Genomic DNA, 24,432 nt, shown 5'->3' with positions numbered 1-24,432 from the left:
AGCAATGGCCACTAATCTGGGGAAAATTGGGCCGGTCACCGTCGATATTATCGACGACGCGTTTTTTATCGGACCCGCTCTGCAGTCGTTCACAAACCACGCGCGACCGCCACTCATTGTGCGGCGAACAGAATCAAACTGGATTCCCTATATTGCAGACTTTGACGATGCCAGCGGAGTTGTCATAGTGCGCAGTAATCTGGCCGACCACGTTCCTGCCGTACTCAAAGTTAGAGCCCTCAGCAGAATCGGTGCGCGCCCCATTGTGCTCACCGATAAAACAAGTGCAGCATTCACCTACCGGCTCGCCGAGGCCGGAGCAGCGGCCGTCTTCAACCGCACGCACCATATTGACGACATTGTCGCGGCAATCACACAGCCCCGTGGGGCAGAAACGCTGTCAGTGAACCGCGGCGGATGCAGCGACGCCAAGCTCTCGGACCGCGAACTGCAAGTCGCCTGCCTCTATGTTGGCCGGGCGGCGCCATCGACCACCGTGCTCGCACAACTCTTAGGCATCCCAGCGCTCTCGGTACGCACCTACCTCCAGCGCGCCCGCACAGCGCTACGCGCCGTCGGCCCCACGTCAACACGCCAGACCCTGCGCCAAACACTCATCACCGACGGGTGGCTCGAAGGGGAGTAGTGCGAATACCGGATGCCGCGGGCAAGACAAAGGGCGTGGGCCTCTGCGAGACCCACGCCCTTAATCAAAACGATTACCGCTGTGGCGTAGCGGTTCCGGTGTAGTTGACGGTACCCCCCAACCCAGTCATGCCTCCGATCCCAAACTCACCGTTGAGATTCCACGTCAATGCAGGGTTGCAGTCGACGGGAACCTTAATAGGCGGAATGCCGATCTCGGCCTGCAAGGTAATTAGCGGAAAAACCGTAATGCTTGTCGGGCGCGGCTTATACGGAATTCCGATACCGCCAATGTTGAATCCACCGCCATTGGGTAGCTCGACGCCAGTAAAGTTAAACTCCCCGACGAGTGCGCTGATTGTTCGCAGAGTGCCAGCGCCAGCTGCAGCACCGATTGTTGACGTGTAGCTGTTTCCGTCGCTCATGGTCAAGACAGCGGAGACGCCAGCAATCACATAAGCCGGGTCGAAGATGCCCACGCAGTTAGTAGCATCAATCGAAGCCTCAAACAGAACAGCCACGGTTCCGTGCCTCGACGATCCGGGAAGACGCACGGCTTGTGCCGTAAACGCGCCCGGAAGAATGCCGAGACCAAGAGCCGGCTTAAAGCAGTCCGGGCAGTCCGGTACTTCAACACTGTTAGCAGCGTGTGCCGGTGTAGCAACAGCTGCGGCAACAACAGGAGCCGCCCATGCAGCACCCTTCAAAACGGTACGGCGCTCAATTTGGCGTTTTTCAGCCATATTTCTTTTCCTCCCCATGAAAAGCCCCACGACAACGTGGGATAACAACACTGATAGTAGAAATGCCACCGAGTGGCATCCGGTAACGTGCGTGAAATAACTAATTCCGGTGAATACAGTGCGTAATAAGAAAGAGGCCATTCATCGTTACGATGGGCCTGTGTATGCCGCCATAGCAATAGCACTGCCCATGCTCTTAGCCGCTGTTTTTGCCACAGCAGCCGTGGGCAGCCTGCGCCACCCCGACACCCTCGAAAACTGGGCACAACTGGGTGTGCCACGCATGTTTCGTCACCGCATCGCGCTCGCCCTGCATCCGTGGGCAGAGCTCGCACTCGCACTCGGCCTCGTCGTTATCGGCGGGGTGCTTGGGCTGATTGTGGGCGGCATCGCACTCGTCGTGATGGCCACCTACCTCACTCTCATCGTCCGCGCCTACCGCGCCCACAGCGATGCCACCTGCGCATGCTTCGGGCAGCAACAAACGCTCACCCGCCGTACCATCGTGCGAAACAGCTGGTACGTGCTGCTCGCCGCGGCCAACCTCGCCGTTGCCATGCAGCATCCGGCACTCGGAGGCCCACTGCACACACTCGCAACCAGCGCCCCTCATCTATGGGCAGTGCCGGTGCTGCTTGTGCTGGCGGCCGTCACGGTAGTGCTCACTGTGGACTCGAGTGAGGGTGGGGGAGCAGCATCCGAAACCGCCACCTCGGCCGACCCCACCACCCAGCCCGAACTCGACTACATTCGCACCCGCACACCCGCCGTGCCCGTGACTCTCGCCGATGGCACCATAGTCAACCTGCGCGACCTCACCCGCCACGCGCCCCTGATCCTTATCGCAGTAAACCCCGGATGCCGCGCCTGCACCGCCGTGCTGCAAGCCCTACCGCAGTGGCGTGCTCGCCTGCCCGAAGTACCCATACGACTACTACTCACCGCCAGCCCCGAAGCAAGCGCCAGCACCGAGCACGCCGAACCACAGTCGGTGCACGACACCCACCGTTATGTGCGCGACTCGATCGCCGAATGGTCAACACCCACCGCCGTGCTCTTCGGCGCCGACGGCATGCTGGCCGGAGGCCCAGTGAGCGGCGAAGTCGCCATCAGCCGGTTTATCGACGACATCTATGCCAGCCTGCACGAGGGCGACGAGGGCGGCGTGGCTGACGTTACAGACCCGACCAGCGCGATACCGGCCACAGAATAACGCTCGCACGGCCCACTACGCCGTCGTCGTGCGCCCACCGCCAACAGGACTCTGCCGCGCCCGGCCGCGCACGACACAGCGCCGCGCTATCCGACGACCGTGAACGGTGATCGCCCAGCATAAGATACGAGCCCTCGGGCACCGTTACCTCATCAAAACAGCGACCCGAAACCGGCTGCGACGAGCAGTCGAGCGTGCCCGGCTCAAACGGAAAATTCTCAAAAATATACGGTTCGTTAAGCGGGGCACCGTCAACAACAACATCGCCCTCAGGGCTGCAGCAGGTCACCGTCTGCCCCGGAGTGCCAATCACTCGCTTAATGAGCGTATGTGGTCCCGAAGGGCCAAAACCCGAGACCTCGCCCACCCAGCGCGCAAACTTCTTGAGCGACCCTTCATTGCGCTGCGCGTTCATACCCCACGACTCATCGGCATCAAAAACAATCACATCGCCCGTTGTGGGCGCAGCAGCACCCACAAAGGCCAGACGGTTGACCAGCACGCGATCACCCACCAGCAGAGTCTCTTCCATCGAACCCGAGGGAATGGCATAGGGCTTAGCCACAAACGACAAAAACGCGCCCACCAGCACAAAGGCAGCAAAAAGATGAAACCAGGTGCTGCCCGCCACGCGCCGCCACAGCGGTCGTTCGGCCGATGCCGACTCAGAAAACATAGTCTCTATCTTGCCCCGACCGGCAGCCAGGGTGGTGAACGACTCGACACCACGGCGCGAGCAAGTAAGGTTGCTCGAACCGTCGAGGGGGAACCCGAAATATTACGCACTTCGCAACAAATGTCGCCGGATGAGTGAGCTTTTGTCGTAAAGTGTGTGATACTGACGACCGGGTGGTTGAGTGCAGTCTGGGGACCAAGCTCACAAACATCCACGTATTTTGTACGCGCCGTGCAGCGCTCGCGACACAGTGAGCAGCGCGCGGCACGAGTTATACAACGGGGAAAGGTGTTGGGGAACACCATGGACGCAGCACAAGTGAGCCGCCTGCTCAAAAACGGTGGCGAAACACCTGTTGTGGCACGCACATATCGTGCCGCGCACGTAACACGACACTCGTTCGAGGCCGGAGCCGAATGGCTCTGGCAAGACCAGCCGCCCGGGCCCGACAACACGGCAGCCCTCGTCTTTGCTCAGGGCCCCGTTAACCTCACGGCCACCACGGTCGCGCACACGCAGCTCGACACTGGTCTCACTCGCGGTCACACCGGCTTTTTGCATCCGCACCGACCCGCACGCCTCTACTCGCACAGCCCGGCAACCATCGTTGTTGTGTGGCTTCCGTGGCGCACCCTCGAAGAAGTCGAGGTCGGAGTACGCGAACTCGCACCTATCGCCGCGCCCACGCCCCTCGCGGCCGGGCTCCGAGCCTTCGCTACGTCGCTGGTGACACAGGCCACCCAGCCCACGCCCTACACCGACTTCATGGTTGAGCGCGTGCTCGTCGAAATGTCATTCGGCGTGCTCGTCGAAGTAGCCGCGAACGGTGCCACCGCCGTACGCGAACCACGAGTTGTCGACCGCGCACGATCACTCATGCTCATCCGGCGCGAAGACCCAGACTTTACCGTCGAAGAGCTCGCCGACGAACTGCACATCTCACGCCGTCAACTGCAGCGCCTGTTCGCCGCAGAAGACAGCTCGCCCGCCGACGAACTACGCCGCATGCGCGTCGACCTGGCGCGAGAACTGCTCGCCGACGCAACCTTCAGCCCGCTGTCGATCGAAGCGATAGCCGGTCACGCCGGGTTCCGTACCGCGGCAGGGCTGCGCCGCGCCTTCTCGGCCTACGGCCTGCCTAACCCTCGCGTGGTTCGAAAGTAGGCGCGGCAGCGGCCACAGCATCAATAAGCTCGGCAATCTCATCGGCACCCTGCGCGACGGGCTGTACCACCGAGCCATCGGTCGCCAACAGCACACCCTGCGGGCGCCGCGAACCCAGCCCCAACTGGCGAGCCGAAGCATTCGCCGGGTCGAGCGTCGTCAACCGCTCGTCACCGCCCGTCGCCTCAGTACCCGAACGACCCGGCCACACACCCGCCACCACCGAAAGCTCGGCAACCTGCTCTACCGCATCGCGGGCCTCAGCAACCTTCGCCAACACCTGCTGACACGAGCCGCACCCCGCCTGCACAAACAACACCAGCTGAGCCTTTTGCCGTGCCTGCATCGTTAGATCGCGAGCCACCCCGGTGGCTGCATCGAGCACCGGCAGCGGGCCCAGAGCAGGGGAGGGGTTCGCGGCATCCGAAACCCCCGAATGCCCCGGATGCTCCGGATGCTCCCGATCTGCCGGCTGCACGCGGCCCGCCCACTCGGCCGCAAAAACACTCACCGCCAACGCCGCCAACACAACCGCCGCGACAAGAGGTAACCACCCCGACAGCGGATCATTCGACACCTGCAACGCCCGCACAAACCACACCACGTTCAGCGGCGACACAAACGTCAACGCCACAAGCGCGGCCGTCGTTGCCACCAGCACCGCATTGCGCACAATCAGCCACGGCCCCACCCGCGCAGAACTGGCACCAAAACACCCGCACTCATCGGCCGAACCCAGCCGATACGCCCGCACCACCAGCACGAGAAACACTGCAGCACACACGAACGCCGCAATCGCCGCACCCTGCACAACCACACCGTTGCCCAAAAGCGCGACAGCAATCAGCACCTCGACGCAGGCAAAAATAACCACCGCAAACCCTGGCACCCACGCCGGCAGCCGCAGCGCAGTAATCGTCGACTCAGCCGACCGCCAATGACGCAATTTGCCCACACCACTCCGCGCAAAAAGCACGGAAAGCGCCAGCGACAACAGCACAGCAGACTGCAATATCCCCAGCATCCGAAGCCCCTCTCCCCGGCGACGCGCCACCGCACCCGCCCCACGTTCACGTTAGCGCGATGGGGCCCGCATCGCGTCAAGTAACACTTTGCGACACGTTTGCGCACAAAAGCGACATTGCCATTTTCTCGCCCCCGACCAGCAACGCACCATGTGTGTGGCCCGCAAACGAGCCACTCGGCGCATCATGCGCAGGCCACGGCACAGTTCGTGGCCATCTGGGGAAACACACTGGGAGAAAAATGACCGATAACAAACGCACCATCGATGGTGCGGGCCTCGACCGCCGCACCGTACTCCGCGGAGCAGCATGGTCGGCACCCGTGATCGCCGCCGCTGTCGCGATGCCACTGGCCGCAGCCAGCGATAACCAGGCAAACATCACCATCGACTCCGGCTGCCTCCAGGTGTTCGGAGGCAGCGTGCTGCCCGGCTTCACCGTGCGCAACAACGGCACCGACGCCTACTCGGGCACCATCACCATCGTCGAAACCATCGACCTCAGCTCGATCGGCCTCTCTGCCGCGCGCAGCCTCCTGTGGGCAGGAATTGGCCTCGGAAGCCTCGGCGGCATCCTCGAAGGCCACGATCGCGGCGTAACAGTGGGTCGCTGGCAGGGCTCTGGCGGAAGCGGCTGGCTCGGCGACGGCATCTTCTTTAAGTCGCACACGAAGGCAACCCGCACCATCACAATCACCGTGCCCCTCGACGCCGGTGCACGCAAACACTGGGGCCAACTCGTACAGATCAACATCTCACAGCTGCTGGGCGGTTCATGGACGGCCGTCATCACCGACCCGAGCGGAAACCCGCCCGTTAGCAAGTCGGCCGCCAACCTCCCATTCCAAATCATCGGCGGCTGCTGATCCTCCCTCACTAACGGGACGGAAATAGGGGACGCACCCTTCCACGTGGGTGCGTCCCCTATTTTTTGTGTCTTTATATGTATTTGTCGCTCACCATCTCCGGTGGGGGAGAGACGAGCCCGAACACGGCGAATATAGACAAAGCATCCGCCATTGTCGGATGCGCACTGTAGTAATCTCATAGGGTTGAGTAACGGCCCGAACGGCGGGGAACTCTAGGGGGAAACAAATCGATGGAACTTCGTGAATACCTGCGCGTATTTCGAGCGCACTGGTTGGGAATGATTCTCATCACCCTCGCCGGAATTGGCCTGGCATTCGGATGGGCCACCATTCAGCCCAAAGTTTATGCCGCCGACGCCTCGGCCGTCGTGCAAGCAACCCGCACCAGCGACGACCTCGGAAGCGCCATGGTCGGCAACCAACTCGCGTCGTCGCGCGTAAAAACCTACGTGGTGCTGGGCCAATCGCGGTCGGTCGCCGAACGCGTAATTGAAGAACTCGGCCTCGACACCTCGCCCGAAAGCCTTGTGCGCCGCATCACGGTCACCAACCCCATCGACACCCTCTCGCTGCAGGTAACAGCGCGCGCTGGCACCCCCGAAGCCGCACGCGACGTGGCAGAAGCCTGGGTGCGCGCCATGGCCGCCGAAGTCGACGCTACCGAAAGCGACGACCCCGAAGTGCGCGGTCCCGTCTACCTCAGCCCCGTCGACTCCGCACGCCTACCCTCCAGCCCCGCATCACCCAACATGCGCCTTGCCCTGGCAATCGGTGCCCTCGCGGGCCTGGCCGTCGCGGTCGGCTACGGGCTACTGCGCTACACGCTTGACCGCCGCATCCGGTCAGTGGAACAGGTCGAAAAAGAAACGGGCGTTGCCGTCGTCGGCACAATTCCCGAAGAAAAGACTTTCACACTCGAAAACCGTCTCATTCCTTTTGACGGCGGCAATACGTCGGGCAGCAAACACGCACACCTCTTTGCTATTGCCGAATCGATGCGAGAACTGCGCACCAACATTCAGTTCCTCGACGTCGACAACCCACCGCGCATGATCGTCATCACCAGCCCGCTGCCCGGCGACGGAAAATCAACCGTCGCCTCCAACCTGGCCATCACACTGGCCGCCAGCGGACAACACGTCGTACTCATCGACGGCGACCTCCGCCGTCCCATGATCAGCACCATCTTTGGCCTGGCAAAGGGCGCCGGAGTCTCTGACGTACTCGCCGGCCGCGCCAGCATCTCTGACGTCGCCCAACGCTTCGGCAACGGCAACCTGTTCGTAGTCGGCGCAGGCAAAATTCCACCGAACCCCAGCGAAGTGCTCGGCTCAGAGCGCATGCGCACCCTCATGAACTCGATCGCCCGCGAAGCGATCGTCATCATCGACGCCCCGCCGCTCATCCCCGTCACCGACGCCGCCGTGCTGGCACACAGCGCCGACGGTGCGATCGTTGTATCAACCGTCGGCAAAACCACCTACGAAGTGCTCGGCAAAGCCCTCGGCAACATCGAACGTGCCAACGGCCGCGCACTCGGCCTCGTGCTCAACCGCGTGCCCCGCCGCGGAAGCGGATCGGTGTACTACGGCTACCAGTACCACGGCGAATATTATCGCCGCGACGACGAAGAGCCCGCCGACCAAGAACAACCCGGTTGGCTGAAGCGGATGCGCATCAGCGAACAGGCCTGAGCGCCATGAAAGCACCACTCACTGTCGCCGCGCTCGGCACCACCGTCACCATCACGTTCGCCGATGATGTACCCGAAACGCTCATCACCAGCATCCGGAACGCCTGGGCCGACGCCACCGTCACAACGCCCACGCCAACACCCAGCGACGCTCTACCCGTCACCGCCGTGCACAGCGCAGAAAAGCTGCTCGAAGGACTCTCGGGCAGCATCACCCTGCACGCCATCAGGCAGCAACGCGGCACCCTCGCCATGTTCCACGCCGCAGGAGTCGCCGACGAACACGGACGCGTGGCAGCATTCGTCGGACCATCGGGCCGCGGCAAAACCACACTCAGCCGTGTGCTCGGCCAACACCACGGCTACGTCAGCGACGAAACAGTTGCCGTCGCACTCGACGGCAGCCTGACCGTGCACCCGTACCGCAAACCGCTATCTGTTGTGCGCGCCGGGGCACCCAAAGAACAAGTCGCGCCGAGCGCGGCAGGACTGCAACCCCTGCCCAACACCGACCTAAAACTCGCAGCCATCGTGCTGCTCGAACGCGACACCAGCGCTCAAGAAATAACCCTCGAGCGCATCGGACTCGCCGAGTGCATCAACGACCTCGTACCGCAAACCAGCTATCTCGGCGACTTTGAGCACCCACTGCGCATGCTCGCCGAACTGGCACAAAACATCGGCGGGTTCATTAAACTCACCTACCCCGACGCCACCGATATCGCCAACATCGTTCCCGCCATCTTCAACGCACCCCCGGCCACTATCGACTGGCAACCGGCCGTTAAGGCCGTCGACACCGGCAGCTTCACACCCGGTGCCCTCATCGACGCCATCGAGGTTGACGACCGCATAATCGTGATGCACGGCAGTCTCGTACACGTACTCGACGGTATCGCCCCCGCCATCTGGCGCTCAGCCTGCAACGGCAACAACCTCGAAGGCATTACCCAAGACGTTATTGCTCTGCACGGCAACCCACCCGACGCCGACGCCACCGAACTAGTCGACGCAGCACTCACCGAACTCATCAGCGCCGGGCTACTCGTGCCCCGCGAACCGCGACATAGCTAGGCCGGGCTACGAAGGCTGACCCGTTGACGAGGGCTGACCCGTTGACGAGGGCTGAAACGACCCGTCGTCAAGCCCCACACGCTGGCGAATAACCGTCGGGCTCTCACGGCCCTCAGCTTTCAACGCACGTCGCAACTGCAAAGAATTCGAAAAGCCCGAATACCGAGCAAGGTCTTCAATAGACAGCATCCGGTACTTAGGGTTCTGCAACATCGATTCAGCAAGCTCCACCCGCAGCTGCCGCAAAACATCACCCGGAGTAGTCGACGCGCGAGCAAACGTACGCTGCAACTGCCGCACCGACACATTCAACTCAGCCGCCAACTGGCCCGTCGTAAATTCAGGATTCTCGCGGTTCAACAGCATGATCGACCGCGCCGTATCGAGCAAAGACGGCGACGTCAGCGTCGAAGGATCAGGCGTTGCCTGCTCAAGTTTCGTACCAAACATCATCTCGAGCAGAAGACGCTCGATCACATAGTGCGAAACAGACGATCCCGCATCAGTCGTGCGCGACATCGCATAGGAAAAAGCTCGAAACCCCTGCGCCAATGGCGTATCACTAAACGCCGTCGGCTCGAGCATCGCGTCATCCGAAAACTCCATCAACGCAAACTCAGGAGCCCAAACAATAAGAATCTCGGCCTCTTGTGACCACCGAATAGTCGACTCGCCACTGCACGGCAACATCAAACCCACAGCCGGGCCGCGCGCCGGAACAAAATCGCCCGAGATCGGAAGAGGCGTGCTGTCACTAGAAAAAATAACGGCCGCATGTTTCTCATGTTCAGCGACCGTATTATTCCACTCCCAAATTCCTGAGTGCACCAGATGGCGAGACACAGCAACAGAACGGAAGGTGCGGCTCGTCAGAAGCCCGGCACCATGGGCATCCAGCGCAAGATGCGTAGACAAAAGTCGAGAAAGAGAGGTCGGCACGAGACTCGTTGTGGTCGAGGCGAGCAGCAGCTGGGGGCGCTGCATCCGGTGGGAGATCGGATGCCGTTACCTTACCAAAAACGACACCCCTCTAGCGCCGCAACGACAAGAAAAGTCTCACGTTGGCCATACGAAAGCCGGAGGCGACACAACCGCCGACTCAACCACACGAACCACCTGATCGAGAGCCGGAACCAACTCGCTCGCCGACTGCTCATAAATTTGCCACGAACGGCGGAACGGGTCGATCACATCGTCGTTGCCATCGCCGCGCACCAGCCCGCGCTGCTGCGCCACTCGCCGCGCCACCAACTGCAAACGCACACCCGCGTCATTACCGCCCGCAGCCGCAGCCTGCCGCAACTCATCATCAGAAAGAGTCGCCGCCAAACGCGCAAAAACCCGCACCGGAAAAGTCTGCTGCAAACGACTCGGCGCCAACTCGACAGCAAAAGTGCTGTGCTCGGTCGCCATCGCCAACACCAAATCAGACTCCGCCAACAAATGCTCATTCAACAACCGACCCGCATGCCCGGCAGCCACAGCAGCCTCACCACCATGCGTTACCGCCAACTGCTGAGCCTCCTTCGGCATACCCTTACCCACCAGCGCATGCGTGCCCGCACTATGAATCCGCACACCCAACTTCTCTAACCGCTGCCGCAACAACACCTCGGCCAACGCCGAACGACAAATATTGCCCGTGCACACCGTAAGAATCGTTGGCACACCCGTGCCCTGCTGCTGTTGGGACCGCGACCGGCGCCGCAACGGAACCTGGCCGGCAGAGGCATCCGGATGCCGCGACCCAGCCAGCATCGACGGAACCTGCGCGCCATCGTGCAAGAACTGCGGCGACTGGACTGGTTGTTGCTCGTGTTGCTGTTGCTGTTGCTGTTGCTGTTGCTGTTGCTGTTGTTGTGGGTGCTGCTCGTGTTGTTGCTGTTGTTGCTCGCGGAGGCGACGGAGCTCGCGCCGCGTCAATGGCACACCACCCGACCGCTGCGCATCACGCGACCCCTCAAACCCCTGCATACGGTTCAGCATAGGGCGCATGGCTGACAGCATGCACAGCGGTGCCCGATACCATGGATTCTGTGACCGTCGACACCGAACCTGCGCGCTCCCTCTACCGCCGCATCGACCGTGCCGAATGGGCGCGACTAGCAGCCGACCTCGACCAACCACTGAGCGAAACCGAAGTCGTCGAACTACGAGGTATCGGCGACCGCCTCGACAGCACCGAAGTCGACGAAGTGTACCTGCCGCTCAGCCGCATGCTCAGCCTGTACGCCACCGCCGCCAAAAACCTTGGCGCAGCAACCAGCGACTTTCTCCACACCGAAGACACCACGACCCCATTCGTCGTAGGAGTTGCCGGATCAGTCGCCGTCGGCAAATCGACCATCGCCCGGCTTTTGCGCGAACTCATGTCACGCTGGCCCGCCACACCTCGCGTCGAACTCGTCACCACCGACGGTTTCTTATATCCCAATGCCGAACTCGAACGTCGCGGACTCATGGACCGCAAAGGATTCCCCGAGTCCTACGACCGCCGAGCACTCGTTGACTTTCTCACCGAAGTAAAAAGCGGCGCCCCCGAAGTACGCGCACCGTTCTACTCACACATGCGCTACGACATCGTGCCCGACGCCAACGTCGTCGTGCGCCGGCCCGACGTTGTCATTGTCGAAGGCCTCAACGTACTGCAACCCCCACCAGCACCTAACGACGTCGCCGTCAGCGACCTCTTCGACTTCTCCGTCTACGTCGACGCCGCACCCGAATCAATCCGCACCTGGTATGTCGACCGGTTCCTCGCCCTCCGCAAAGGCGCATTCCGCAACCCGTCGTCATACTTCAACGTGTTCGCCCACCTCACCGACGACGAAGCCCGCACCACAGCCCTCGGCTACTGGAACGACATCAACCTCCCCAATCTCACCGAAAACATCGCCCCCACCCGCCACCGCGCCACCCTCGTCCTCAACAAAGGCGCCAACCACGACGTCGAAAGCGTGCTGCTGCGCAAAGTATGACGGCGCGGGGCCGCGGGCTGGGGTCTCGAGCCCGTCACTTGTCCGACAGATTTGCGTCTGTCTGACAGATTTGGCCGTTTTTGTCAGACGTTTGGGAATCTGTCTGACAAATGACGGGGTGCCGGATGCTGCGGGGTGCCGGACGCTGCGGGGTGCCGGGTGTCGGGTGCCAGGTGCCGGATGCTGTGCGAGTGCCGGGTACTGCGTTCTCGAACCCGTCACTTGTCCGACAGATTTGCATCTGTCTGACAGATTTGGCCATTTTTGTCTGACGTTTGGGAATCTGTCTGACAAGTGACGGGGTGCCGGATGCTAGGTGCCGGATGCCGGATACTGCGCACGAGCCGGGCTGGCGCGTGGCATCCGGAATTGGCTGGGGTGTGGCATCCGGGGGCTGTTGGATTGCAGCATCCGGAGCCAAAAGGCCCACGTTTTTGTGCATACGCCTCGCAAAATGTTGGGTTTACTCTTACTTTTATGTGCGGAATTGTGGGATACGCGGGAGCGCGCGACAGCGCATCGATCATCATGGCAGGCCTGGCGCGCCTGGAATATCGCGGATACGACTCAGCGGGCATTGCGACCGTCGGCGAACACGGGCTGGCGATGCGCAAAAAATCAGGCAAACTCGCCGCGCTGCACGAGAGTCTCGCCGACGCGCCCCTTCCCGCAGCGCCAACCGGAATCGGCCACACCCGGTGGGCGACCCACGGTGCACCCACCGACGAAAATGCGCACCCGCACCTGGCCGATAGCGGCAGGTTGGCGCTGATCCACAACGGAATAATCGAGAACTATGGCGAACTGCGGCGGGAACTCGAAAGCGACGGCGTCGCATTTGCCAGCGAAACCGACAGTGAAGTCGCCGCGGCCCTGATTGGCCGCGAATATGAACGCACCGGCGACCTCGAACAGGCTTTTCGTGCAGTGCTGCCGCGGCTCGAAGGCGCATTCACCCTGCTCGCAGTACACGCCAACCAGCCCGGTATCATCGTCGCAGCCCGCCGCAACTCGCCGCTTGTTATCGGACTCGGCGACGGCGAAAACTATCTCGGATCCGACGTCGCCGCGTTCGTTGAACACACCCGCCGAGCCGTAGCGATCGGCCAAGACAACATTGTGACTGTCACACCAGCATCCGTCACCATCACCGACTTCGCTGGAACTGCCGTCGCCGCCGAACCCTTCGACGTGTCGTGGGATGCCGCAGCCGCCGACAAAGGCGGATGGCCCAGTTTTATGGCAAAAGAAGTTGCCGAAGAACCCGAAGCAGTCGCGAACACGCTGCGCGGGCGAGTGCGCGGCGAGGTTGGCAGTGGGGTGGGCCGTGGCGTCGGTGCGGTCGGCGGCGGTGCGGGCGGCGGCGGTGGTGTCGGCGGCGAAGTGCACATCCCCGAACTTGACGGCCACGACGACCTCTTCGTTGACGCCGAACGCATCGTTATTGTCGCTTGCGGCACCGCATCGTATGCGGCCCTGGTCGGCAAATATGCGCTCGAAAACTGGGCGCGCATTCCGGTCGACGTCGAACTTGCCCACGAGTTTCGCTACCGCGACCCGATCATCGGCCCGCGCACACTCGTCGTATCGATCAGCCAGTCGGGCGAAACGATGGACACCCTCATGGCCGTGCGTTTTGCACGCGAAAAAGGTGCCCGTACTCTGGCCATTTGCAATACGCAGGGGGCCACAATTCCACGAGAGTCGGATGCTGTGATCTACACGCACGCCGGACCCGAAGTCGCCGTTGCATCGACCAAAGCGTTCGTCGCGCAAATCACCGCCCTCATGCTCGTAGCGTTGCACACCGGTCGTCTGCGCGGAACCCTCGACCCGCAAACCGGGCGGCTCGAAACCGCTGCGCTGCAAGACATTCCCGATCACATTGCGACAGTGCTCGCGCAAGAAACCGACCGCATCACCGAACTCGCCCACTGGATGGCCGACACTCGATCGGTGCTTTTCCTAGGGCGGCACGTCGGCTACCCGATCGCACTCGAAGGTGCCCTGAAACTCAAAGAAATCTCGTACATTCATGCCGAAGGCTTCGCCGCCGGAGAACTCAAACACGGGCCCATCGCGCTTATCGAACCCGGCCAACCCGTCTTCGTCATCGTGCCCTCACCACGCCACTCGGCCCTGCTGCACGCCAAAGTCGTATCGAACATCCAAGAAATACGTGCCCGCGGCGCGCGCGTTATCGCCATCGCCGAAGAAGGAGACGCGGCCGTACTACCCCACGCCGACGAAGTTATTCGCATTCCCCTCACCACCGCCCTCCTCGAACCCTTACTCACCGTTGTTCCTCTCCAAATCTTCGCCATGGCCCTCGCCACCGCCAAAGGCCTCGACGTCGACCAGCCCCGCAACCTCGCCAAATCGGTGACCGTCGAGTAGCGGCCGCCCGCTTCGGGTGTTGGGTGCCGAGGTGCCGCGGGACGGCGGTTCTGGTTGCCGAGAACAGGAAAATTACCGAGAACAGGCAGTTGGTGGCCTCGGGCGCGGGTATTGGTTGCCGAAAACAGGAAGTTTGCCGAAAACAGGCAGATTGGGCGCTGCGCGGTTGCCGAAAACAGGAAAATTGCCGGATGGAGGACGATTTCGCGCAAATCATGCGCCCCTCGGCAATTTTCCTGTTTTCGGCAACAGCGAGTCGGCAACAGTGAGTGGGGCCGGGTGGGCAACGCGGCAGGGCGGGCAGCATCGAGTCGGTAGGCAACAGAGAGCCTGCAACAGCGAGTCGGCGACCGTGAGTGGTGCCGAGCATGCGGACGAGACCTCACTCACCGGGCCCGGTGCAGTTGCTGCGCCATCGCTGTGCGGACTGTCTCTTGTACGGCCTTGCCTTCAAAGAACAGTTGCCGGTAGTCGAATCGAAGAACGGTGTATCCGGCGGCGGCTAGCCGCGCATCATGCCGTAGGTCTCGACGGCGGTCGCGTGGGGTGGAGTGGTGAGCGAACCCATCAAGTTGAATCACAAGATATTCACCAATCAGGCCGTCAACGGCATGGCCCGCGATGCGAACCTGTTGCCTCACGGTGACACCGATCTCACGCATGAGCATAAGAAAACGCGTCTCTGTTCCAGCATCCGAAAGCTCCGAAACAACCTGCGCAAGAAGATTGCCGGATGCCGCACGCCACCGCACGCGCCGAAGCTCGTCACGTGTCACATGCCCCTGCCGCACTGCCGATTCCCACACAGCGAGCGCCTCAGCAAAGGGCAAACATTGGGCGACGTGATGCAAAACATTTAACAGGGGCTCGTCGGTTTCGTACCGCCCAACAGGAGCTGGCCCGGGCGACCAATGCGCATGAACCGCCGCCCGATCGATACGCGACGCACCACGACGCACCGCAATATGTGTGCGATCAGGAACAGACTGCACCCACAGACCATGTTGCTGCGCAGCCGACACACACGTCAGCCGACCACCCTCTGCCACCGCATGTTTCCGCGGCTGCGCACAATCAGGCACGGCAATCCACGACCGCCGGATACGCTCACACTCACCTTCATTCACCGCCCGCGCAACAACATGTTTCGCGAAGCCCGCAGCATAAAGCGTTGAGGTGTGCGCTATGCCGTGGTGTTCGCGAATCCATGCAGTCAGGCCAGAAAAGTTCACACTGCGAGTGTGCCGAACTGGGTGTGGGTGTGGCATCCGGATGCTGCATTCTGGCGACAACTCGTGCGCCTTGGCGTGTGGGGAGGAATCGCGCCGGTGGGGGCGTGGGTGGGGTCCGGTGCTGGTGCTGGTGATGTTGCCAGTGCTGGAGCTGGTGTCTGTGCTGATGCTGGAGCTGGAGTCTGTGCTGATGCTGGTGATGGTGCGCGTGCCCGTGCCGTGCTGTTGCTGGTGCTGGCGCGAGTGCCCGCGCCTGTCTTGTTGCCGAGAACAGGGCGATTGGACGCCGCGCGGTTGCCAAAAACAGGAAAATTGCCGGATGGAGGACGATTTGGCGCAAATCATGCGTCCGTCGGCGATTTTCCTGTTTTCGGCAACGAGGGCGGGGCGGCAACGAGGGCGGGGCGGCAACGAGGGCGGGGCGGCAACGAGGGCGGGGCGGCAACGAGGGGGGAGGGCGCAGGGCCGGGGCGGGCGAAGACCAGTAGGGCAACGGCAGTTGGTGCTGCGGTAATAGGGCGGGCCCCGGATGCTGCGTGTCGGAGGTGCCGGGTAGGCTAAAAATGTGATTATCGGTACGGGCATCGACATTGTCGACATTGCGCGGTTTGAGCGTGCAGTCACTCGCACGCCGCGCCTGAAAGAGCGGCTGTTTGCGCCCGCCGAGCGTGGCATGAAGTTGTCGTCGCTTGCGGCACGGTACGCCGCAAAAGAGGCGTTGATTAAGGCGCTGGGTGGTTCGGATGGCGTGTATTGGACCGACATTGAGGTTGCTTCAGAGGCATCCGGCAAACCTATTTTTGCGTTGAGTGGTTCGACGCAGCAGGTGGTTGATGAACGTGGGATCAGCCGGCTGCATTTGAGTATGAGCCACGATGCGGGGTTGGCGACCGCGTTTGTTGTTGCCGAGGGGAGCTTCGCATGACCACTCTCACCACTACGAGGCAGGCGCTGATCGATCTCGCGGCCGTCGACCATAATGTGCGGCATATTGCGGCGACAACGGGGGTTCCGGTCATCGCGGTTGTTAAAGCGAACGGTTATGGGCACGGGGCATTTGCTGTTGCCGAGACAGCGGTCGCGGCGGGAGCAGCGCGCATAGGCGTTGCCACCATCGACGAAGCGGTTTACCTGCGACAGCAAGGGTTGCGCGCGCCGCTCATGGCGTGGCTGCACGGCCCCTCGCAGCGGTTTGATCAGGTGATCGACCTCGATATCGAAGTGGGCGTGTCGTCGTTCGAGCAGTTGCAGTCGGTCGCCGAAGCATCACGCAACCGTGCCGCCGGAGCCACCCCGACCGGTATTCACCTCAAACTCGACACGGGCCTCTCACGCAACGGCATCGCACCCGCCGACTGGGAACGCGCCTTCGCCGAAACGGCGCGCCTCGTCGACGCCGGCCACCTGCGCATCATCGGAATCTTCACGCACCTGTCGGGCACCAGCGTCAACGACGACACCCAACAATTACACCGGATGCTTGACGCCTGCGCGCTCGCCGAAAGCCTCGGCCTGCACCCCAAAATACGCCACATCGCCGCGACCGCCGCAGCCCTCAGCCTGCCCGAAGCACGCCTCGACGCAGTGCGGATCGGCATCGGCCTCTACGGCCTCTCACCCTTCGACGACTACACCAGCGCCGACCTCGGGCTCCGCCCCGCCATGACCCTGCGCGCCCAAGTCGCCGCCGTCCGCCGCGTACCCGCCGGAGCCGGAATCTCCTACGGATTCGACTACCGCACCGACCGCGAAACAACTCTCGCACTCATACCACTCGGCTACGCCGACGGTGTGCCACGACAAGCATCCGGCCGCGGCCCCGTCACCATCAACGGGCGCACCTTCACCGTCGCCGGGCGCATCGCCATGGACCAATTCGTCGTCGACGTAGGCGAACACACCGTCGCAGTCGGCGACACCGCAACCCTCTTCGGTGACCCAGCCCGAGGCGTGCCCTCGGCCACCGACTGGGCCGACGCCGCAGGCACCATCAACTACGAAATCGTCACCCGCATTGGCGCCCGAGTGCCACGAGTGATCGGCGGTGACCACTAGTGCCCCTCAGCAACACACTCCTTGGCCAACGCACCATCGCTACCGCCGACGACATGCACGAGTTCGGCCGCACGATCGGGTCGCAACTTGTTGCCGGAGACGTCATCATTCTTACCGGCCCACTCGGCGCAGGAAAAACCACCTTCACTCGTGGCCTAGCCGAGGGGCTCGGCGTGCGCGGCCCCATCCAAAGCCCCACATTCGTTATCGCCCGCACCCACCCCTCACTCACCGGTCGCGCGCCGCTCGTGCACATGGACGCCTACCGGCTCGGCTCAGCAGCCGAACTCGACGACCTCGACATCGCCGTCGAACGCTCCGTCGTTGTCGTTGAATGGGGAAGAGGACTCGCAGAAGACCTCGCCGACACCTGGTGGGATATCGAATTCGAGCGCCCCATCGGTGGCGTGCCCGATGACGCGAACGGTAGCGTGCATGGTGTCGCGCACGGTGACGAGAACGATGTCGCGCACGGTGTCCCACACGGCGACGCAAGCGGCGACGCGGGCAGCAATGCGGGCGACTTCGCCATCGACGCGAGTGACCTCGACGCCGATGCCCCGCGCATCGTCACGGTCACACGCGAAAGCCGCTAAACACACCACGCACCACCACCCGGCTCTCATGCAGCGCCAGCCCAGTACCCTGGAAGAGTGATTCTCGCCGTCGACACATCTCTTGGCTCGGCTGCCGCGCTCATCAACGCCGAAGGAGCGACGCTGGCCGAAGCATCGAGCAGCGACCCATTGGGCCATGCCGAAGTGATCGGCCAGCTCATACAATCTGTACTCGACAGTACCCCCGACACCTCTACCATCACCCACGTGGTGGCGGGCATGGGCCCCGGCCCCTTCACCGGCCTGCGCATTGGCATCGCCGCGGCGCGCGCCTTCGCTCTCGCCCGCAAAATTCCTGTCATCGCCGTGCCCAGCCACTGGGGCGCAGCCCTTGATGCCATGACAAGAGAGCCGGATGCTACAGCCCGGCCATTCGCTGTCATTACCGACGCTCGCCGCCGCGAAGCAGCCGTCACCATATTCGAAGGCCTCGATAACGAGGGCCTTCCCGCGGCGGTCGTTGACACGGTACTCGTGCCGCGTGCCGAAGTAGAAACACGTTTGGGAGGCATCCGGGGCATCGAAACTACCGAGCTCTCGGCCGCAGCGCTCGCTCGCGTAGGGCAACGCGCAGCCGCCGCAGAACGCACGCTGTGCGGCCCCGAACCGTTATACCTGCGTGAACCCGACGCGCGTCAACCCGTGCCACCCAAGAGAGTCGCACAGTGATCCGCACCGCCACACCCCACGATCTCGACGGCATTATGGTCCTCGAACAACGGTGTTTTATTGACGATGCATGGCAGCGCGACACCATGCATGCAGAACTTGCTTCGCCCCACAACCACTACATTGTCGACGATATAGACGGCACCATCTGCGGTTATGCCGGCTTACGGGCGCTCGCCGGTGCGCGCGACAGCGACATACAAACCATCGCGCTCGACCCCGACATGCGCGGCACGGGGCGCGGCCGGGCCATGCTGCGCCACCTGTTGCGCGAGGCGATACAGCGCGGTGCACACGAAACGTTTCTCGACGTGCGGGCCGACAACACCCCGGCAATCAGCCTGTACACATCAGAAGGCTTCACCGAAATCGGCCGCCGACCCCGCTACTACCGGCCTGACGGCACCGACGCGATCGTCATGCGTCTGGGCCTTCACCACTGGGCACAACCGAAAGAACCACAGCTATGACCGAACCTCTCGTGCTTGGCATCGAAACTAGCTGCGACGAAACCGGCATCGGCATCGTACGTGGCCGCACACTGCTGTCGAACACCATCGCGTCGAGCATGAACGAACACGCCCGCTACGGTGGCGTCGTACCCGAAGTGGCCGCCCGAGCCCACCTTGAAGCACTCCAACCCTCCATCGAAAAGGCACTCGAAGAAGCAAAGGTGAGCCTTCACGACCTCGATGCGGTTGCCGTCACCAGCGGGCCTGGGCTTGCCGGTGCACTCATGGTCGGTATCGGCGCAGGCAAAGGTCTTGCCGTCTCTCTCGGCAAACCTCTCTACGCCGTCAACCATCTTGTCGGTCACATCGCCGCCGACATACTCACCCCCGACACTCCGCCACTCGAATACCCGACGATTGCGCTGCTCGTCAGCGGCGGGCACACCTCACTGCTGCACGTACGCGACCTCACCACCGATGTCGAAATGCTCGGTGAAACCATGGACGACGCAGCCGGTGAGGCCTTCGATAAAGTGGCGCGACTGTTGGGCCTGCCCTACCCTGGCGGACCAGAAATCGACCGGGCAGCAGCATCCGGCAACCCCCACGCCATCAATTTTCCTCGCGGACTCTCACGAGCCAGCGACATGGCCAAACACCGCTACGACTACTCATTTTCGGGCCTAAAAACGGCTGTAGCCCGGTGGGTGGAACGCTGCGAAGCCGCAGGAGAACCCGTACCGGTTGCCGATGTTGCCGCGAGCTTCCGCGAAGCAGTCGTCGACGTGCTCGTGACGAAAGCGCTCGCAGCATGCAAAGACCGCGGCGTACCGCGCCTGTTGCTGGGCGGGGGAGTGATCGCCAACAAGCGACTGCGCGATGTCGCCCTCGAACGCGCCACCGCAGCAGGCGTCGACGTGCGCATTCCGCCGCTGAGCTTGTGCACCGATAACGGCGCCATGATCGCTGCGCTCGCCGCCGAACTCATTGCTTCGGGGCGACGCCCATCCACGCTCAACTTCGGTGCCGACTCGACACTGCCGGTCACCGAAATTCAGGTAGCTGAGACTCGCGATGACTAGCGACGAGCCAGACACCCCGCCGCGCAAGGAGCCCGTATTCGACGGTCTCCTGCATGTGACCGACCCCGCACGAATACCGGGCCGCTCCAAACCCGGCTACCAGTCGTTACCGACCGGACCGACCGCCATCACGGTGCACAGTGGCCCCGGCGTCAACGAAGAAGAATGGTCGCCCATAGACGAAGACGACGCCGAACCATGGAAACCCGACGACACCCCCATCGTCGAACCCGCACAACTGGCACCGTGGGCGCTCACCGCCGCGATCGTCGCCTTCGTTTCGTCACTGTTCGTAGCGTGGGGGCTACCACTGGCCGTGCTCGCACTGCTGGCCAGCATCATGTGCTTACGGCGCTCCAACGAAAGTCGCCTTATGAGTGCATGGTCGCTCATACTCAGCATTACCGCCACCGTCTACAGTGCCGGATGGCTCGTGTGGACCGCGATCGCTCTGCGCTGGATCAATTAGCGGTTGAGACGCGGTCGGCGAGAATCGCCACGCGCTCATCGCCAATGCGCGTCAGTATTACAGTGGCACCGTGTGGCCCACGCAGCTTAAGCTGTGTGCGCAACTGAGCGGGATCAATATCAACACCGCGTTTTTTAATCTCGAGCCGACCAATATTCTCGGCACGCAGTTCGCGTGCCAAGGCTTTCACCTGCAAGGGCAACACCCGCCGCACTCGGAACGCCTGCGCAAACGGCGAATCGACGTGTTCATCGCTTGTAAAGTACGCGACGTGCGCATCGAGCATTCCTGCCCGCGCACACCGGGCAACCTCACCGATAAGTCGGGCCCGAATCACAGCACCATCCGGCTCATACACATACGCACCCAGATCGCGCACCGGTGCATCAGGCGCGTCAGCGGCTGCAGTGAGCTCGTGCTGCACACCATCGCGAACCACAAGAGCAGCACGACCGACACCGGGGCGGGCAAGCTCTCGCGTCCACACAACAAGTTCCACCACCTGCCCCTGCACGCTCACCCACTGCGTTTCGGCATGCTCGGGCAGCGCGTCACGATCATGGCCGGGCCCCAACTTGATCCCCGCCGGGTAACGCGCAGCCTGCTCAAAAACCCAGTCCAACGCCGGAGAATAGTCGGCCGTCGTCACCCGGCGGGTTTCCTTGTGGCCCGCCGTGCGCCGCGCCGGATCAAACCACAGTGCACATCTCGCGTCGGAAGCATCCGGATGCTGCGCCACCCCCGCCGTTTTCCACCGCGAGGCCAGATACTCTTCGGCCGTCGCATGCACCACTTCGGTCCGGTCGCTCCACGGCAAAAGATTGTGCGCAGCCAGCAATGCCGTGACCTCATCGGCCTCCACGGCCGTCACACTCATACCCTCTTCGGCAAAGCGAACACTGTCGCCGCCCAACCCGCACCCCAGATCAATGACGCGCGAAAAGCCCGCAGCATGCATCCGGTTCGCGTGATAGCGGGCAGCATCGGCACGCGTGGCTTGCTCGAGGCCGGCGCGCGTCAGCAGCATCCGAAGCGCCCCATCACCAAACTTTGCGCGAGCCTGCGCTCGCAGCAGCGCCTGCTCAGCCGCAACCGCCACAAGGTCGGCGTTGTACCCCTGTTTACGCAAACGATTCACCGCAGCCACGGCATCGTCGCGCGAAGTGACAGGCGTGATGCGCTGCAGTAAATCGTGGCCCGCGGGCGAGGTTAACAGGGCAAAGTCATCACGGCGCACTCGTCCAGCCTATTGCTCATGACGAAAGTGAGGCGGCTGTCATGCGCGCTTCTTAGGCGGATAACCCCAGCGCCACACAAAAAGACCGATAGTGGCAAGCCCGCCGCCCATCACTACCGCCCACCACGGAAAGCCCGGAATATCTGGCGCGTGCGTCGAATCAGCAACGTCCTGTGGCGGCGTCTGCATCACCCGTTCACCCGTCACGAGAATCCGATGCGAGTTAACCCCGAGCGGCGAGCCTTCGCCCATATAGCCGTGCGTTGTTTTCGATGCAATCGGTTACGACAACCCCCTCTGGGCCGATACCCGGGCTCGGCCGGGTCGCTAAAAAGCCCTGACTTACCGGGAATCTCAATCCACTTCGCGGTGTTCAAGAACGAATAGTCCTGAGGGACTTCGTCCTGGCGGATCCGATAACGGTTGCTGCCTTGACCGTATGACCGTTAAATTCCTTGACGAGAAACTCTCCCGGGTCGGGATCCAGATCTGGCCCTGAACACGGTGCTTGGGTGCAGTCAGCCACTTCGAATGACGAGCTAGGCCACGATAACTGGTTCAAGAAGTTAGATGTCGCTGGGCCATTGATCTGAAAAGTGGCGCCGCCAACGAGATCCCTGAAGGATCATGCTTAACTGTCCAGCGCACGTACGGAGGCTGGATACCGTCAGGGCCGACTGCAAACGGAGTAACGACCGGGGTTGGAGCATCCGGAATAGGAAGATCACTGTCGTTTTCACTGTCGCTCTCAGAGATCTCTTCGGCTGGCGGCGCACCGTCGTCCTCAGGAGACAGAGTGGGCGCACTATCATCAGCGCCTTCGTCGGGCGCTGGGCTCTCATCAACCGGCGCTGGTATTTCGTCATCGGGCGCTGCCGTAACGTCAATCGGGTCCGGAGTCTGCGTAGGGTCGGAGCTTTCTTGGTCGCCCGCCGGAGAGTGGCTGGCAACGGGATCAGGCGTATCGGCCAACGCCGGCGCAATGGCGCCGAAGCTGAGCACTACGGCTACAGCTCCGGCGACCGCTGCCGGGATCGCGCGACCGCGTTTACGCGCGTTTTCACGATGCGTGATCTTACGGGTTCCCCAAATACCGCTTCGCACTTGCTCTCCCCAAAGCCGTGACTATCGCAAACGCCAAAGCCCCTGCGACACTCCCCAGAATGCGCACGAAACACTCAATGTTGTCCGAGCATGACTGCCGTTTCGGTACGAGTCCCCAAGACTCCGGCATGGGATCAGTCGGGCCTGATCCGTAGTGCGTGGTGTCACTCTAAGTTCAGTTTTTCTATCCGTCAGTAGTCTGATTGGAAAAACTCAACATTTTTTGATATGAGACCTTCGTGCAGCACTGTGATGGGTGCGGCGCGGGTCGGTGAGCAGTGAGAAACAATGTGCGATCGTGGCATGAAATTGGCACTCGCATTGCGTGAGTGCCAATTGACCTAATACACTGTAGTTAGCACTCTCGACGTGAGAGTGCGAACGAGTCTTTTGTCTCACCGTCAAGAAAGCAGAGGTAGACCGTGTCGGTTTCCATCAAGCCGCTCGAGGACCGCATCGTCATCCAGCAGGTCGAGGCCGAGCAGACCACCGCCAGTGGACTGGTCATCCCCGACACCGCTAAAGAGAAGCCCCAGGAGGGCGAGGTTGTGGCCGTAGGCCCCGGCCGTATCGACGATAACGGTAACCGTGTTCCGCTCGACGTCGCCGTGGGCGACCGCGTTCTCTACAGCAAGTACGGCGGCACCGAGGTGAAGTTCGGCGCCGAGGAGTACCTCGTGCTGTCGGCTCGCGACGTACTGGCTGTCGTCGTCCGCTAAGCAACACCCGCCGCCCACCTTCGCGGGGGCGACCGGCAAAAGAGGCTCGAACGTTCCCCGTTCGGGCCTCTTTCGCGTCCCGCGGCCGTTCCCCTTTGCGGTTCGGTCGTTGCGTGGCGGTCGTTCCCCTTTACGGTTCGGTTCCCCTTTTCGGTTCGCTCGTGGTCTCGCCGCCGTTCCTCTTTACGGTTCGGTTCCCCTTTTCGGTTCGCTCGTGGTCTCGCCGCCGTTCCTCTTCTCCCCGCCGTTCCCCTTCTCCCCGCGACCGGGCACAACACGCCGTTGGGTGCGCGGGTGCTGCGGCGTGTCGTGTCCGGTTG

General features: G+C 62.3%; 25 protein-coding genes. 16 read left to right on the top strand and 9 right to left on the bottom strand.

Features of this window, described 5'->3' with window-relative positions; all coding sequences use genetic code 11:
• Positions 1-4 precede the first annotated feature (4 nt).
• The gene (locus ACQUSW_RS05375; RefSeq protein WP_428931201.1) at positions 5-646 is read left to right on the top strand and encodes a hypothetical protein; all 642 of its coding nucleotides are present in this window, start codon (positions 5-7) and stop codon (positions 644-646) included.
• A gap of 73 nt (positions 647-719) precedes the next feature.
• On the opposite strand, the gene ACQUSW_RS05370 is transcribed toward ACQUSW_RS05375, so the two are convergent.
• Positions 720-1,388, bottom strand: coding sequence for a hypothetical protein (locus ACQUSW_RS05370; RefSeq protein ID WP_428931200.1), 669 nt, complete (start codon positions 1,386-1,388; stop codon positions 720-722).
• A gap of 118 nt (positions 1,389-1,506) precedes the next feature.
• Here ACQUSW_RS05370 and ACQUSW_RS05365 point away from each other — a divergent pair, with 118 nt between their 5' ends.
• Entirely contained in the window at positions 1,507-2,601 is a 1,095-nt protein-coding gene (locus tag ACQUSW_RS05365) for a MauE/DoxX family redox-associated membrane protein (RefSeq protein ID WP_428931199.1), read from the top strand.
• Here the strand turns inward: ACQUSW_RS05365 and lepB are convergent.
• Positions 2,564-3,277, bottom strand: a complete 714-nt coding sequence (gene lepB, locus ACQUSW_RS05360) for a signal peptidase I (RefSeq protein ID WP_428931198.1) — start codon at positions 3,275-3,277, stop codon at positions 2,564-2,566. The genes ACQUSW_RS05365 and lepB overlap by 38 nt on opposite strands.
• A 303-nt stretch (positions 3,278-3,580) precedes the next feature.
• Here lepB and ACQUSW_RS05355 point away from each other — a divergent pair, with 303 nt between their 5' ends.
• On the top strand, positions 3,581-4,441 hold the full coding sequence (locus tag ACQUSW_RS05355) for a helix-turn-helix domain-containing protein (protein WP_428931197.1): 861 nt from the start codon (positions 3,581-3,583) through the stop codon (positions 4,439-4,441).
• Here ACQUSW_RS05355 and ACQUSW_RS05350 read toward each other — a convergent pair.
• Positions 4,416-5,465: a MauE/DoxX family redox-associated membrane protein gene (locus ACQUSW_RS05350; RefSeq protein WP_428931196.1), complete on the bottom strand. Its 1,050-nt coding sequence runs from the start codon at positions 5,463-5,465 to the stop codon at positions 4,416-4,418. The two genes, ACQUSW_RS05355 and ACQUSW_RS05350, sit on opposite strands and share 26 nt — an antisense overlap.
• A 242-nt stretch (positions 5,466-5,707) precedes the next feature.
• Here ACQUSW_RS05350 and ACQUSW_RS05345 point away from each other — a divergent pair, with 242 nt between their 5' ends.
• The 3 genes from ACQUSW_RS05345 (at position 5,708) to ACQUSW_RS05335 (ending at position 9,101) form a co-directional block, all read left to right on the top strand.
• A complete protein-coding gene (locus ACQUSW_RS05345) occupies positions 5,708-6,331 on the top strand; it encodes a hypothetical protein (protein ID WP_428931195.1) in 624 nt (207 codons plus the stop codon).
• Between the two features lie 233 nt (positions 6,332-6,564).
• Positions 6,565-8,028, top strand: coding sequence for a tyrosine-protein kinase domain-containing protein (locus ACQUSW_RS05340; RefSeq protein ID WP_428931194.1), 1,464 nt, complete (start codon positions 6,565-6,567; stop codon positions 8,026-8,028).
• A 5-nt stretch (positions 8,029-8,033) separates the two neighbouring features.
• Positions 8,034-9,101 (top strand): hypothetical protein, encoded by a 1,068-nt coding sequence (locus tag ACQUSW_RS05335; RefSeq protein WP_428931193.1) that lies wholly within the window; start codon positions 8,034-8,036, stop codon positions 9,099-9,101.
• 6 nt (positions 9,102-9,107) lie between these two features.
• Here the strand turns inward: ACQUSW_RS05335 and ACQUSW_RS05330 are convergent, their stop codons facing one another.
• Together ACQUSW_RS05330 and ACQUSW_RS05325 are read right to left on the bottom strand one after the other, a co-directional pair.
• Positions 9,108-10,085: a helix-turn-helix domain-containing protein gene (locus ACQUSW_RS05330; protein WP_428931192.1), complete on the bottom strand. Its 978-nt coding sequence runs from the start codon at positions 10,083-10,085 to the stop codon at positions 9,108-9,110.
• A gap of 72 nt (positions 10,086-10,157) precedes the next feature.
• Entirely contained in the window at positions 10,158-11,096 is a 939-nt protein-coding gene (locus ACQUSW_RS05325; RefSeq protein WP_428931191.1) for an arsenate reductase/protein-tyrosine-phosphatase family protein, read from the bottom strand.
• A 32-nt stretch (positions 11,097-11,128) separates the two neighbouring features.
• Here ACQUSW_RS05325 and coaA point away from each other — a divergent pair, with 32 nt between their 5' ends.
• Both coaA and glmS read left to right on the top strand, forming a co-directional pair.
• A complete protein-coding gene (coaA, locus tag ACQUSW_RS05320; RefSeq protein WP_428931301.1) occupies positions 11,129-12,079 on the top strand; it encodes a type I pantothenate kinase in 951 nt (316 codons plus the stop codon).
• Positions 12,080-12,556: 477 nt separating this feature from the next.
• Complete coding sequence (glmS, locus tag ACQUSW_RS05315) at positions 12,557-14,476, top strand: glutamine--fructose-6-phosphate transaminase (isomerizing) (protein ID WP_428931300.1); 1,920 nt, start codon at positions 12,557-12,559, stop codon at positions 14,474-14,476.
• Positions 14,477-14,862: 386 nt separating this feature from the next.
• Here the strand turns inward: glmS and ACQUSW_RS05310 are convergent, their stop codons facing one another.
• Complete coding sequence (locus ACQUSW_RS05310) at positions 14,863-15,708, bottom strand: DUF559 domain-containing protein (protein ID WP_428931190.1); 846 nt, start codon at positions 15,706-15,708, stop codon at positions 14,863-14,865.
• A 565-nt stretch (positions 15,709-16,273) separates the two neighbouring features.
• On the opposite strand from ACQUSW_RS05310, the gene ACQUSW_RS05305 reads away from it, so the two are divergent.
• The 7 genes from ACQUSW_RS05305 to ACQUSW_RS05275 are packed head-to-tail and all read left to right on the top strand — an operon-like array spanning position 16,274 to position 21,052.
• The gene (locus tag ACQUSW_RS05305) at positions 16,274-16,633 is read left to right on the top strand and encodes a holo-ACP synthase (RefSeq protein ID WP_428931189.1); all 360 of its coding nucleotides are present in this window, start codon (positions 16,274-16,276) and stop codon (positions 16,631-16,633) included.
• The gene (gene alr, locus ACQUSW_RS05300; RefSeq protein ID WP_428931188.1) at positions 16,630-17,763 is read left to right on the top strand and encodes an alanine racemase; all 1,134 of its coding nucleotides are present in this window, start codon (positions 16,630-16,632) and stop codon (positions 17,761-17,763) included. The genes ACQUSW_RS05305 and alr overlap by 4 nt, the downstream gene beginning before the upstream one ends.
• The gene (tsaE, locus tag ACQUSW_RS05295; protein WP_428931187.1) at positions 17,763-18,359 is read left to right on the top strand and encodes a tRNA (adenosine(37)-N6)-threonylcarbamoyltransferase complex ATPase subunit type 1 TsaE; all 597 of its coding nucleotides are present in this window, start codon (positions 17,763-17,765) and stop codon (positions 18,357-18,359) included. The genes alr and tsaE overlap by 1 nt, the downstream gene beginning before the upstream one ends.
• Positions 18,360-18,416: 57 nt before the next feature.
• Positions 18,417-19,049 (top strand): tRNA (adenosine(37)-N6)-threonylcarbamoyltransferase complex dimerization subunit type 1 TsaB, encoded by a 633-nt coding sequence (gene tsaB / locus ACQUSW_RS05290; protein WP_428931186.1) that lies wholly within the window; start codon positions 18,417-18,419, stop codon positions 19,047-19,049.
• Entirely contained in the window at positions 19,046-19,519 is a 474-nt protein-coding gene (gene rimI / locus ACQUSW_RS05285; protein ID WP_428931185.1) for a ribosomal protein S18-alanine N-acetyltransferase, read from the top strand. The genes tsaB and rimI overlap by 4 nt, the downstream gene beginning before the upstream one ends.
• Positions 19,516-20,583 (top strand): tRNA (adenosine(37)-N6)-threonylcarbamoyltransferase complex transferase subunit TsaD, encoded by a 1,068-nt coding sequence (tsaD, locus tag ACQUSW_RS05280; protein WP_428931184.1) that lies wholly within the window; start codon positions 19,516-19,518, stop codon positions 20,581-20,583. The genes rimI and tsaD overlap by 4 nt, the downstream gene beginning before the upstream one ends.
• Positions 20,576-21,052 carry a hypothetical protein gene (locus tag ACQUSW_RS05275; protein ID WP_428931183.1) on the top strand — a complete coding sequence of 159 codons (477 nt, stop codon included), beginning with the start codon at positions 20,576-20,578 and terminating at the stop codon, positions 21,050-21,052. The genes tsaD and ACQUSW_RS05275 overlap by 8 nt, the downstream gene beginning before the upstream one ends.
• Here ACQUSW_RS05275 and ACQUSW_RS05270 read toward each other — a convergent pair.
• The 3 genes from ACQUSW_RS05270 to ACQUSW_RS05260 all read right to left on the bottom strand — a co-directional run bounded on the left by ACQUSW_RS05270 (position 21,045) and on the right by ACQUSW_RS05260 (position 23,393).
• Positions 21,045-22,289, bottom strand: coding sequence for a class I SAM-dependent methyltransferase (locus tag ACQUSW_RS05270; RefSeq protein WP_428931182.1), 1,245 nt, complete (start codon positions 22,287-22,289; stop codon positions 21,045-21,047). The genes ACQUSW_RS05275 and ACQUSW_RS05270 overlap by 8 nt on opposite strands.
• A 39-nt stretch (positions 22,290-22,328) precedes the next feature.
• Entirely contained in the window at positions 22,329-22,541 is a 213-nt protein-coding gene (locus tag ACQUSW_RS05265) for a hypothetical protein (protein ID WP_428931181.1), read from the bottom strand.
• Between the two features lie 306 nt (positions 22,542-22,847).
• A complete protein-coding gene (locus ACQUSW_RS05260; RefSeq protein WP_428931180.1) occupies positions 22,848-23,393 on the bottom strand; it encodes a hypothetical protein in 546 nt (181 codons plus the stop codon).
• A gap of 422 nt (positions 23,394-23,815) precedes the next feature.
• Here ACQUSW_RS05260 and groES point away from each other — a divergent pair, with 422 nt between their 5' ends.
• Positions 23,816-24,112 (top strand): co-chaperone GroES, encoded by a 297-nt coding sequence (gene groES, locus ACQUSW_RS05255; RefSeq protein WP_378831166.1) that lies wholly within the window; start codon positions 23,816-23,818, stop codon positions 24,110-24,112.
• Positions 24,113-24,432: the final 320 nt, after the last annotated feature.

This window comes from Microbacterium luticellae (genome assembly GCF_050408645.1).
In the GTDB taxonomy this organism is placed as follows: Bacteria; Actinomycetota; Actinomycetes; order Actinomycetales; family Microbacteriaceae; genus Microbacterium.
This window is presented reverse-complemented; position numbering and strand designations above follow the sequence as displayed.